Genomic DNA, 12,096 nt, shown 5'->3' with positions numbered 1-12,096 from the left:
CTGTGCACTCGGGTGCGACTACCCCCGCTCAGGCCGGATACGGCGGAAATCCACCTACCAGATCCCGCACTTCTTCACGTGCCTTCGCGCTCTCGACATCGCCGCGCAGCACCCCCGCGAGCAGGGCGGCGATCCTCGCCATCTCCTTCTCGGCCATGCCCTGGGTGGTGACGGCGGCCGTACCCAGGCGCAGTCCGCGGGAGTTCGCGTGAGGCAGCGCACAGCAGTCGAGCACCATCCCGGCGGCCGCGAGACGACCGCGCGCGGTGCGTCCGTCGACGCCGAGGGGCGCCGGATCGGCCGTCACCAGATGGGTGTCGGTTCCCCCGGTGGTGACGATGAGCCCCTCGGCGGCCAGACCGGCCGCGAGGACACGGGCGTTGGCGACCACCTGATGGGCGTACGCGGCGAACGCCGGTGTGGCCGCCTCGCCGAACGCGACCGCCTTGGCTGCGATGGTGTGCATCTGCGCGCCGCCCTGCGTGAACGGGAAGACGGCCCGGTCGACCCGCTCCGCCAGCTCTCTCCCGCAGAGGATCATGCCGCCGCGGGGCCCGCGCAGCACCTTGTGCGTGGTGGCGCAGACGATGTCGGCGTACGGCACCGGACTGGGCGCCGCTCCCCCGGCGACGAGCCCGATGGGGTGGGCGGCGTCGGCGATGAGATACGCGCCCACCTCGTCGGCGACCTCCCGGAAGAAGGCGTGGTCGATGTGCCGGGGGTAGGCGATGGAACCGCAGACGATGGCCTTCGGCCGGTGGCTCAGGGCCAGCGCGCGGACCTGGTCGTGGTCGATGAGCCCGGTCTCGGCGTCGACGCCGTAGGGGACGAAGTCGAACCAGCGGCCGGAGAAGTTGGCGGGCGAGCCGTGGGTGAGGTGGCCGCCGTAGGGCAGGCCGAGGGCCAGGACGGTGTCGCCGGGGCGCAGCAGCGCGGCGTACGCGGCGAGGACGGCCGAGGAGCCGGAGTGGGCCTGCACGTTCGCGTGTTCGGCGCCGAACAGGGCCTTCGCCCGGTCCACCGCGAGCCGCTCGGCCACGTCGACGATCTCGCAGCCGCCGTGGTGACGGGCGCCCGGATAGCCCTCGGCGTACTTGTTGGCCAGCGGCGAGCCGAGCGCGGACAGCACGGCCGGCGAGCAGAAGTTCTCGGCGGCGATGAGCTGAAGCGTCGACGACTGCCGGTCGAGCTCCCCGAGCAGGATCTCGGCAAGCTCGGGATCCTGCCGCCGCAGGACGTCGGCGGTCTGGGGCGCATGGGTGACCGACATGGTGGACTCCGGGGCGTCGACGGTGACGTACGTCCAATGTAGGCCGGTGTCAGGTGGGATGCCCGGTCGTTGGTGCTCACGGGTGCGCACGGGGTCGCAGGCCGGTGGACGCCCAGGTTGTCGCCGGCACCGGATCAGGTGCCCCGCTCGACCTGTCCGGCCCGCGTCACGCGCGCGCGGGCACCCCCGTCAGCGCCGTCACCACCGGATCCAGCGCTTCGTGTATCTCGTCCCCGATCGAGCGGAAGAAGGGCAGCGGGGCGCCGTACGGGTCGAAGACCTCGTCGGCCTCGGCGGTCGGGGCCAGGAGCCACCCGCGTAGAGCCGCCGCGGCACGGACCAGGGCCCGGGCGCGGATCACCAGGCCGTCGTCCTCCAGGGGCGGCAGGGTCGCGGGGTCTATCGCCTTCACCAGGCGGGTGAACTCCTTCAGGGTGAAGGTGCGCAGGCCTGCCGAGTGGCCCATCGAGATCACCTGCTGACGGTGGTCGCGGGTGGCCGTCAGGACCAGGTCGGCCATGATGACGTGCTCGTCGAGAAGCTCGCGCCCGGTGAAGCCGGAGGCGTCCGCGCCGAATTCGGCCAGGACCGCCTCAGCGTTGGCCTCCATGGGCGCGCCCTCATGGCCCCAGGTCCCCGCGCTCTCCACGACGACGCCGCCCCACAGCGGGTCGCCGAGCCGGTCCGCCAGGGCATGCCGGGTCAGCCGCTCGGTGATCGGCGAGCGGCACACGTTGCCGGTGCTGACGTGGAGGATGCGGAAGCTGTCGTGCGGGAGCCCTGTGAAGGTCCGCGTCTCTTCCCCGTCCCATATGCCACGCCCCGCGTCAGGGGCCGTCAATTCGCCACCTCGAGGTCGGGTACGACCTTCCTGAGCTCTTCCGCGGAGATCGCGCCCGCGCGCAGCAGCAGGGGCACCTCGCGGGTGACGTCGACGATCGAGGACGGCACGATGCCGGGGGTGGGGCCGCCGTCGAGGTACACGGAGACCGAGTCGCCGAGCATCTCCTGCGCGGCGTCGCAGTCCTCCGGCGACGGGTGGCCGCTCAGGTTCGCCGAGGACACGGCCATGGGGCCGACCTCGGTCAGCAGTTCGATGGCGACGGGGTGCAGCGGCATGCGTACGGCGACCGTGCCCCGGGTGTCGCCCAGGTCCCACTGCAGCGACGGCTGGTGCTTGGCGACGAGGGTGAGCGCGCCCGGCCAGAACGCGTCGACCAGCTCCCAGGCCAGCTCGGAGAAGTCGGTGACCAGACCGTGGAGGGTGTTCGGGGAGCCGATCAGCACGGGGGTGGGCATGTTGCGGCCCCGGCCCTTGGCCTCCAGGAGGTCGTTGACGGCCTCCGAGGAGAACGCGTCGGCGCCGATGCCGTACACCGTGTCGGTCGGGAGGACCACGAGCTCGCCCCGGCGGACGGCGGACGCGGCTTCGCGCAGACCGGTCGTGCGGTCGGTCGCGTCGTTGGTGTCGTATCGCCGAGCCATGTCTAGCGGGCCTCCTCGTACACGGACTTACGGGAAAGAGTCTTCGGGGTGGTCACGGCATCGCCCTGCGGGCCGTCGCGAACCGGGGACGGTTGTTGAGGTCGGGGTGGTCGGCCGCGTCGGCCCAGCCCCGCTCCTCGGTGAAGATCCACGGCACCTGGCCGCCCTGGGTGTCGGCGTGCTCGATGACGACGACGCCGCCGGGACGCAGGAGCCGGTGTGCGGTGCGCTCCAGACCGCGGATGAGGTCGAGGCCGTCCTCGCCGGAGAACAGGGCGAGTTCGGGGTCGTAGTCCCGCGCCTCGGGAGCGACGTACTCCCACTCGGTGAGCGGGATGTAGGGCGGGTTGGAGATCACCAGGTCGACATGGCCGTCGAGGTCGGGGAAGGCGTCCAGGGCGTTGCCCTGGCGCAGGTCGACCCTGGAGCCCTCGACGTTCTTGCGGGTCCAGCGCAGGGCTTCCTCGGACAGCTCCACGGCGTGCACGCGGGAGCGCGGGACCTCCTGGGCGAGGGCGAGCGCGATGGCGCCGGAGCCGGTGCACAGGTCGACGATGCGCGGCTCGACGACGTCCATCGCGCGGACGGCGTCTATGGCCCAGCCGACCACGGACTCGGTCTCGGGGCGCGGCACGAACACACCGGGGCCCACCTGGAGTTCGAGGTACCGGAAGTAGGCGAGGCCGGTGATGTGCTGGAGCGGCTCGCGCTGTTCACGGCGCGCGATGGTCTCCCAGTAGCGGGCGTCGAAGTCCGCGTCCTTCACGGAGTGCAGCTCGCCCCGCTTCACGCCGTGCACGAACGCGGCGAGCTCCTCCGCGTCGTTGCGCGGCGAGGGCACGCCGGCGTCGGCCAGCCGCTGGGTGGCCTGGGCCACCTCTGCGAGCAGCAGGTTCACGCAAGTCCTCCGTGTCGTACTCGGTCGTGCGTAGGTACCTCTTCAGCGGCCTTTACGCGGCCGCCAGTTTCGCCGCCGAGTCCGCGTCGACGCAGGCCTGGATCACCGCGTCGAGGTCGCCGTCCAGGACCTGGTCCAGGTTGTACGACTTGAAGCCGACACGGTGGTCCGAGATGCGGTTCTCCGGGAAGTTGTACGTGCGGATCTTCTCGGAGCGGTCGACGGTGCGGACCTGGCTGCGGCGGGCGTCGGCGGCCTCCCGCTCCGCCTCCTCCACGGCTGCCGCAAGGAGCCTGGAGCGCAGGATACGCATCGCCTGCTCCTTGTTCTGCAGCTGGCTCTTCTCGTTCTGGCAGGAGGCGACGACTCCGGTGGGAATGTGCGTGATCCGCACGGCGGAGTCGGTCGTGTTGACGGACTGCCCACCGGGCCCGGAGGAGCGGTACACGTCGATGCGCAGGTCGTTCGGGTTGATCTCGACGTCGACCTCCTCGGCCTCGGGCGTGACGAGGACACCCGCCGCGGAGGTGTGGATACGGCCCTGCGACTCGGTCGCCGGCACGCGCTGCACGCGGTGCACACCGCCCTCGTACTTCAGGCGGGCCCAGACACCCTGGCCGGGCTCGGTGGCGCCGTTGCCGCCCTTGGTCTTCACCGCGACCTGGACGTCCTTGTAGCCGCCCAGCTCGGACTCGGTGGCGTCGATGATCTCGGTCTTCCAGCCCACGCGCTCGGCGTACCGGAGGTACATCCGCAGGAGATCGCCGGCGAACAGGGCCGACTCGTCGCCGCCCGCGCCCGCCTTGACCTCGAGGATGACGTCCTTGTCGTCGTTGGGGTCGCGCGGTACGAGAAGAAGCCGCAGCTTCTCCGTCAGCTCCTCGCGCGTCCTCTCCAGCTCCTTGACCTCGGCCACGAAGTCCGGGTCGTCGGCGGCGAACTCCTTCGCCGTCTCGATGTCGTCGCCGGTCTGCTTCCAGGAGCGGTACGTGCCGACGATCGGGGTGAGCTCGGCGTAACGCTTGTTCAGCTTGCGGGCGTTGGCCTGGTCGGAGTGGACCGACGGGTCGGCGAGCTTGGTCTCCAGGTCGGCGTGCTCACCGACGAGTTCCTCGACGGCCTCGAACATCTCTGGGCTCCTGTACTGCGGATGAAGGGGGAAGGCGGGCGACCAAAAACGCCGGTCCCGGCCGCACTCCGAGGAGTGCGGCCGTGGACCGGCGCTGGTGGCTCGCTACTTCTTGGCAGCAGCCTTGCCGAAGCGGGCCTCGAAGCGGGCCACACGGCCACCGGTGTCGAGGATCTTCTGCTTGCCCGTGTAGAACGGGTGGCACTCGGAGCAGACCTCGGCACGGACGGTGCCGCTCTCGATCGTGCTACGGGTGGTGAACGACGCGCCACAGGTGCAGCTGACCTGCGTCTCGACGTACTCGGGGTGGATGTCGCGCTTCAAGGTGTCTCCTAGTTTCGGGAGGGTGCCGGGTCGCCACCGCGGATTGCGGGGGCGTGAACCGGGACCGACGTACCAGTCTGCCAGGACTGGCCGCATCCCCCAAAACGAGGGGGCGCCGCGATCTATTCCCAGGCCGTGACCAGCGGTCCGCTACGACGTGACGACGCCCTTGGCCTGGCCCGTCGCGTTGCCCTCGGTGGCGGACTTCGGGATCGCCCGGTCGTTCTCCAGGGCCGTCCAGATCTGCTTGGCCTTGGCCTCCTCGACGATCACCCGGTTCGGGTTCGCCGGGTCGTACCGGACCGGCATCGTGACCATGGTCATGTTCGCGGGGGTGATGCCCTTGAGGCCGCTCGCGAAGGAGACCAGGGAGTTGACCGAGCCGAGGTCGGAGTCGGCGGTGACCGCCTTGGTGGCGGTGTCGGCGAGGTCGTACAGCTTCTTGGGGCTGGTCAGCACGCCGACGCTCTTGACCTGCTTGACCAGCGCCTTGATGAAGGCCTGCTGGAGCTGGATACGGCCGAGGTCGGAGCCGTCGCCGACGCCGTGGCGGGTGCGGACGAGACCGAGGGCCTGCTCGCCGGTGAGCTTGTGGGTGCCGGCCTTGAGGTTCAGGTGGCTGTCGCTGTCCTTGATGGCCTTGGTCGTGGTGACCGTGACCCCGCCCAGCTCGTCGACCAGCTTCTCGAAGCCGCTGAAGTCGACCTCCAGGTAGTGGTCCATGCGGATGCCGGTCATGGACTCGACGGTCTTCACCGCGCAGGCCGCGCCGCCGGTCGTGTACGCCGAGTTGAACATCACGTCCGTCGCGGCGTCGTGTTCCTTGCCCTCGGTGTCGGTGCACTGGGGGCGGTCGATCAGGGTGTCGCGCGGGACGGAGACCACGGTGGCCTTCTTGTGGCCCTCGTACACGTGGATGATCATCGCGGTGTCGGAGCGGGCGCTGCCGTCGTCGGTGCCGCCGCCGAGCGACTTGTTGGAGCCGGAGCGGGAGTCCGAACCCAGGACGAGGATGTTCTCGGAGCCGTTGTCGACCTTCGTGGGCCGGGCGCTGCCGAGGGCCTGGTCGATGTCGACGCTCTTGATGTTGCCGTTGAGCTTGAAGTACAGGTAGCCGGCACCGGTACCGCCCAGCACGACGATCCCCGCGGCGACCCAGGCCGTGACCAGCAGGCCCTTGCGGCCCGTGCTGCGCGGCTTTCGGCGGCGTCCCTTGCCACCCGGTATGCCGGGTGTAGGCGTGCTCTCGGCTGACATGTGCTCCTCGAATCCCGTTCGGTCGGTTACCCCCTGTTTTCAGGGTCAGACGTGGTCTTGGGAGACCCGTACCGCTCCATGGTCGCTCCGCCTGGTCAGACGGCGAAACTCGGGAAAGGGTTGCACAACGCGTTGTGACCACCACGTGAAGCAGTGGTCACAACGCGTCACGGGAGTGACAGGGAGAAGCCCTGTTCACCAGCGGTTTCAGCCAAAGATGTCGTACTGCTGGAAACCGGTACCAACGGTGACCCTTGTGGCAAAGATCTCGCTGGTCGCCTTGCCGGTGCCCTTGTACAGGTAGAGCGTGCCGCCCGGGGTGCGGGCGACCAGGTCGGCCCTGCCGTCGCCGGTGATGTCACCGACGGCGTCGAAGGCGTTGTAACCGCTCCAGTTCGTGCGCACCTTGACCCGGGCCGAGAAGACGCCCGTGCCGGACTTGCCGGTGCCCTTGTACAGGTAGAGGTCGCCGGTGCTCTTGTTGCGGGCGAGCACGTCCGCCTTGCCGTCGCCGGTGAAGTCACCGTGGCCGAGCAGGAGGTTGTACTGGCTCCAGCCGCCGCCGACCCGCACTCGGGCCGCGAAGCTGCCGTCGCCCTTGCCGGGGTAGATCCACAGGACGCCCGCCGAGTCGACGGAGAGCAGGTCGGCCTTGTAGTCGCCGGTGACGTCGCCGGGGGTGAGGATCCGGGTGCGGGTCTTCCAGTTCGTGAAGACCTTCTTCGGGTCGGCCCAGGCGCCGCCGGTGGACGACGGGACGAACCGCAGCCAGTAGACGTCACCGGTGGCGGAGACGCGGTACACGAGGTCCTGGAAGCCGTCCCGGTTGAGGTCGGTCTGCCGGACGAGGTTCACCCCGTTCCAGTCGCCCCAGGACTGCCTGGCGGCCAGGGTGGTGCCCTTGGAGTCCAGCTCGTAGCCGACCTTGGTGGAGGACTTGCGCACCCACAGGTCGGCCTTGTGGTCGAAGCTCAGGTTGGTGTCGTCGACGCGCGGATAGGCGGCGCCGACGTACTTGCTGACCTTCGTGAAGACGCTGTAGGCGCCCTTGGCGACGCAGTCCGTCACGTTCCAGGAGACGACGCCGACGATCCGGCCGTTCACGACGAGCGGGCCGCCGGAGTCACCGCTGCAGATGGCGGTCGTACCGGAGTCGCTGCCGCTGGCGGGCTTGCCCGCGCAGACCATGTGCCCCTTGATGAACCAGGAGCCGTAGGCCGCGGCGCAGGTCGTGTCCGCCTTGATGGGCAGCGTGGCCGTCTTCAGCGTCTCGGAGACGGCGTCACTGGTGGAGCTGGTGCGGCCCCAGCCGTAGACCTTGGCGGCCTTGGCACCGGCCGTGGAGGCGTCGTACGAGGCCGTGTCCGTGGACGTCGTCATCCGGATCGGGGTGGCCTTGACGGGAGCCGCCAGGGTCAGCACCGCGATGTCGTTGTCGATGGTGTCCGCGTTGTACGACGGGTGGTACCACTGCCGCAGCACGGCGCTCTTGGCGCCGCCGTGCAGGTCCCCGTTCGAGGGCAGCTGCGTGGCCCCGGTCACGACCACACCGTGCTTCGCCCAGTCGGAGCCCTGCACGCAGTGCGCCGCGGTGAGGATCTTCGTCGGCGCGATGACGGATCCGCCGCAGAAGAAGCCGGTGTCGTCGCTCTCGTCGGTGGTGCCCTGGTCATCGATGTACCAGAGCTGGGCCATCCAGGGCGCCGAGGAGATGGTGGTCGTCGAGCCGCCGATGACCATCGGCGAGATGGTGCCGTCGACGGCCGGGCTGCTCGCCGCCGTCCTCGACGGCCGGGTCACCGACCCCGAGCCGTCGTCGGCCGCCACGGCGGCGAAGACCCGCTTCTCCAGCTCGGCCTGCGAGGGCACGGACACCGTGGCGGCCGGCGCCTTCGGCTCGGGCGTGACCGTGGCGGCGTTGGCCGACGTGGCCAGCAGCCCGGCGGCCACCGCGACGGGCAGCGCGATCCGGACACGACGTCTGAGACGGCCGGCGCCTCCGGACATGGATATGCCCATACAAGTCCCCCCTAGGGATCACAAGTTCAGAGATCGGAAATCCGACCGAAGAGCGTGATCGTAACCCGCCAGGAAGCAACAAAAAGGGCCGCCCCCCGAAAACGGGGGACGGCCCTTCAGAAGGTTTCCGCTCAGTCGCCGTTGCCGGGCATCGGCGTCGTCTTCTGGATCTGCAGCAGGAACTCGCCGTTCGACTTCGTCTGCTTCATCTTGTCGAGCAGCAGCTCGATCGCCTGCTGGGAGTCGAGCGCGTGCAGCACACGGCGCAGCTTCCAGGTGATGGCGAGCTCGTCGCTGCCGAGCAGGAGCTCTTCCTTACGGGTACCGGACGCGTCGACGTCCACCGCCGGGAAGACGCGCTTGTCGGCGAGCTTGCGGTCGAGCTTGAGCTCGGCGTTGCCGGTGCCCTTGAACTCCTCGAAGATGACCTCGTCCATGCGGGACCCGGTGTCCACCAGCGCGGTGGCGAGGATGGTCAGCGAGCCGCCGTCCTCGATGTTGCGGGCCGCACCGAAGAAGCGCTTCGGCGGGTACAGGGCGGTCGAGTCGACACCACCGGACAGGATGCGGCCGGAGGCCGGCGCTGCCAGGTTGTAGGCGCGGCCCAGACGGGTGATCGAGTCGAGCAGCACGACGACGTCGTGGCCCAGCTCCACCAGCCGCTTGGCGCGCTCGATGGCGAGCTCGGCGACCGTGGTGTGGTCCTCGGCCGGACGGTCGAAGGTCGAGGAGATGACCTCGCCCTTCACCGACCGCTGCATGTCGGTGACCTCTTCCGGACGCTCGTCGACCAGGACGACCATCAGGTGGCACTCGGGGTTGTTGTGCGTGATCGCGTTGGCGATCGCCTGCATGATCATGGTCTTGCCGGTCTTCGGCGGCGCCACGATCAGACCACGCTGCCCCTTACCGATCGGCGCGACCAGGTCGATGATGCGGGTGGTGAGGATGCCCGGGTCCGTCTCCAGACGCAGGCGGTCCTGCGGGTACAGCGGCGTCAGCTTGTTGAACTCCGGCCGCCCGCGCCCCGAGTCGGGCGCCATGCCGTTCTGGGAGTCCAGACGGACCAGCGCGTTGAACTTCTCGCGGCGCTCGCCGTCCTTGGGCTGACGGACCGCACCGGTGACGTGGTCACCCTTGCGCAGGCCGTTCTTGCGGACCTGGGCGAGGGAGACGTACACGTCGTTGGGGCCCGGCAGGTAGCCCGACGTACGGATGAAGGCGTAGTTGTCGAGGATGTCCAGGATGCCCGCGACGGGGATCAGGACGTCGTCGTCGGCGAGCTGCGGCTCACCGGCGCCGCCGCCGATCTCGTCGCGGCCGCGACGGCCACGGCGGTCGCGGTAACGGCCCCTGCGGCCACGCCGGCCATCGCCGAACTCGTCGTCGTCCTGCGGGCCGTTGTCACGCTGCGGACCGTTGTCGCGCTGCTGACGGTCCTGGCGGTCCTGGCGGTCCTGGCGGCCGCCACCCTGCTGCTGACCGCGCTGCTGGCCACCCTGACCCTGCTGGTCGTCGCTCTTGCGACCACGGTCCTGACGGTCGCCGCGGTCCTGACGCTCGCCGCGGTCACGGCCCCGGTCACGGCGGTCGCGGCGGCCACGGCCCTCACCGTCACCGGCGTCGCCCTGCGGCTGCTGCTGCGCGGGCGTCTCGGCCCTGGTCTCGCTCTTCGCCTCGGCCACGATCGTCTCGGGGCCGCCCGCCGGGGCGCCGGCCTCGGCGGTGGCACGACGGCGACGGCGCTCGACGGGAGCGTCCTCGCCCCCGGCGTCCCGGCTCCGCTCGGCCTGGGCGATGCCCCCGGCCGGCTGACCGGGGATCTCGATCTGCTGCTGGGCCACGGCCTTCTCGGCCTTCTGGGCGGGCGCCTCGGCCTTGGCCTCCGCCTTCGCCTCAGCGGCCTCGCCGGTACGGGCCTTGGAGGTGGCGCGGCGCTTCGGCTTGGTCTCGGCGGCGTCGCCCGCGGGGGCGGACGCGGCCTTCGCCGGAGCGCCACCTCCCGCCTGCGCCTCCTTGATGACCTCGATCAGCTGGCTCTTGCGCATACGCGCGGTGCCCCTGATGCCGAGGCCGGATGCGACCTGCTGGAGCTCGGCCAGCACCATGCCGTCGAGGCCGGTACCGCGGCGCCGCCGGGAGCCTGCACCGGTGGCAGGCGCGGAGGCGTCCGTGTCGGGCGCGGCAGCGGTCTCCTCGACACGTGCGCCCATCAGATCGGTGGTGTCGCTCACGAAGGGTCCTTCCCTGGAGCGGACGTCGGCCTGTCTGGCTCGGCGACCGTTTGTGCTGTCCGACGGCGGTCCCATCCTTGTGGACCGTGCCGGGGCGGTGGTCCGCCTGAACGGCGGAGGAATGTGGTGACGGCGCTTCCGAAAGCCGTGGCACTGAGTGTCCGTGTCACACGGTCTGGTCGCACCGGTTCCGGAGCGTGCCCGGCAAGTCGCTCAGTGCCCGCGTACGAGGTACTGCCCATGTACGTCGTACGAAACACAGTGCGGCTTGGGAGGCTCCCGGAAGAATGTCTGTCCCGGACGGGGACGTGAAGCACCTCGCCATGGTGGGGTCGGGTGCAGACTTGAGATTAACACTACCGGATCCAACAAACATTCCCCCTCTCGAAATCCGGCGACGGGCGCCGGATTTCCTGTCACTGTCCGATATCACCGGGCCCCGCGAGCGGCAGCACGCTTGCGCCGTGGGCGTCGAGTTCCAGCCGGTTGGCGGCCCAGCCCTCCCCCGCCAGATGGGCCACCTTGTCGGCGCTGTCCGCGTCGGCCAGCGCGAGCACGGTGGGTCCCGCTCCCGAGATGACCGCCGGGATCCCGTCGGCCCGCAGCCGCTCCACCAGCGCGGCGCTCTCCGGCATGGCGGGAGCGCGGTAGTCCTGGTGGAGACGGTCCTCTGTGGCCGGAAGCAGCAGCTCGGGGCGCCTGGTGAGGGCCTCGACGAGCAGTGCGGCACGGCCCGCGTTGGCGGCTGCGTCGACGTGCGGCACGGTGCGCGGAAGCAGGCCGCGCGCGGTCTCGGTCAGGACCGCCTTCCCGGGCACGAAAACCACCGGAACGATGGAATCGGCGGGCTCCGTCCTGATCGCCCGGGCGGCGCCGCCCTCCATCCAGGAGAGCGTGAAACCGCCGAGCAGACAGGCCGCCACGTTGTCGGGGTGGCCCTCGATCTCGGTGGCGAGCTCCAGGAGCGCGGTGTCGTCGAGCCGGGCCTCGCCGCCTATGGTCACGGCACGCGCGGCGACGATCCCGGCGCAGATGGCGGCCGAGGAGGAGCCCAGGCCACGGCCGTGCGGGATGCGGTTGGCGCAGACGATCTCCAGGCCGCGCGGCTGGCCGCCCAGCAGGTCGAAGGCGGTGCGCAGGGACCGTACGAGAAGGTGGCTCTCGTCGCGCGGGAGCGTCTCGCTCCCCTCCCCCGCGATGTCGATGAGCAGCCCGGAGTCGGCCACCCGGACGACGACGTCGTCGTAGAGCCCCAGTGAGAGGCCGAGGGCGTCGAAGCCCGGTCCGAGGTTGGCGCTGGTGGCGGGGACGCGCACCCGGACGGCGGCGGCACGGAAGGCGGGACCGGCCATCTCTCGATGACTCTCCTTGAGCTGCGTGATTGTCGAAGGCGTTCGATAGGTATCCGGAGACCCTCAGGCCGCGGAGACTACGCGGCTCCCTGCCATGCGCGGAGGCATATGCAGCGGGCGGGTTCGGT

10 protein-coding genes are annotated in these 12,096 nt (G+C 70.3%); all 10 read right to left on the bottom strand.

The window, feature by feature from the left end; all coding sequences use genetic code 11:
• Positions 1–28: 28 nt before the first annotated feature.
• The 10 genes from ACZ48Z_RS29470 to thrB all read right to left on the bottom strand — a co-directional run bounded on the left by ACZ48Z_RS29470 (position 29) and on the right by thrB (position 11,968).
• Positions 29–1,270: a serine hydroxymethyltransferase gene (locus tag ACZ48Z_RS29470; protein ID WP_468738912.1), complete on the bottom strand. Its 1,242-nt coding sequence runs from the start codon at positions 1,268–1,270 to the stop codon at positions 29–31.
• 166 nt (positions 1,271–1,436) lie between these two features.
• A complete protein-coding gene (locus tag ACZ48Z_RS29465; protein ID WP_468738911.1) occupies positions 1,437–2,111 on the bottom strand; it encodes an arsenate reductase/protein-tyrosine-phosphatase family protein in 675 nt (224 codons plus the stop codon).
• Positions 2,108–2,755 (bottom strand): L-threonylcarbamoyladenylate synthase, encoded by a 648-nt coding sequence (locus ACZ48Z_RS29460; RefSeq protein WP_389095174.1) that lies wholly within the window; start codon positions 2,753–2,755, stop codon positions 2,108–2,110. Before ACZ48Z_RS29460 ends, ACZ48Z_RS29465 begins: the two co-directional genes overlap by 4 nt.
• Positions 2,756–2,807: 52 nt before the next feature.
• On the bottom strand, positions 2,808–3,653 hold the full coding sequence (prmC, locus tag ACZ48Z_RS29455; RefSeq protein WP_468738910.1) for a peptide chain release factor N(5)-glutamine methyltransferase: 846 nt from the start codon (positions 3,651–3,653) through the stop codon (positions 2,808–2,810).
• A gap of 52 nt (positions 3,654–3,705) precedes the next feature.
• Positions 3,706–4,782 carry a peptide chain release factor 1 gene (gene prfA, locus ACZ48Z_RS29450; RefSeq protein ID WP_468738909.1) on the bottom strand — a complete coding sequence of 359 codons (1,077 nt, stop codon included), beginning with the start codon at positions 4,780–4,782 and terminating at the stop codon, positions 3,706–3,708.
• 105 nt (positions 4,783–4,887) lie between these two features.
• Positions 4,888–5,106 (bottom strand): 50S ribosomal protein L31, encoded by a 219-nt coding sequence (gene rpmE, locus ACZ48Z_RS29445; protein ID WP_468738908.1) that lies wholly within the window; start codon positions 5,104–5,106, stop codon positions 4,888–4,890.
• 150 nt (positions 5,107–5,256) lie between these two features.
• Positions 5,257–6,363: an LCP family protein gene (locus tag ACZ48Z_RS29440; protein ID WP_468738907.1), complete on the bottom strand. Its 1,107-nt coding sequence runs from the start codon at positions 6,361–6,363 to the stop codon at positions 5,257–5,259.
• A 207-nt stretch (positions 6,364–6,570) separates the two neighbouring features.
• On the bottom strand, positions 6,571–8,370 hold the full coding sequence (locus ACZ48Z_RS29435; RefSeq protein WP_468738906.1) for a trypsin-like serine protease: 1,800 nt from the start codon (positions 8,368–8,370) through the stop codon (positions 6,571–6,573).
• 143 nt (positions 8,371–8,513) lie between these two features.
• Positions 8,514–10,616: a transcription termination factor Rho gene (gene rho, locus ACZ48Z_RS29430; RefSeq protein WP_468738905.1), complete on the bottom strand. Its 2,103-nt coding sequence runs from the start codon at positions 10,614–10,616 to the stop codon at positions 8,514–8,516.
• A 416-nt stretch (positions 10,617–11,032) separates the two neighbouring features.
• Complete coding sequence (thrB, locus tag ACZ48Z_RS29425) at positions 11,033–11,968, bottom strand: homoserine kinase (protein ID WP_468738904.1); 936 nt, start codon at positions 11,966–11,968, stop codon at positions 11,033–11,035.
• Between the last annotated feature and the right edge of the window lie 128 nt (positions 11,969–12,096).

It is taken from the genome of Streptomyces sp. NPDC031225, assembly GCF_055570355.1.
The sequence above is the reverse complement of the archived record's forward strand: the minus strand, read 5'-3'. Positions and strand labels throughout refer to the sequence as shown.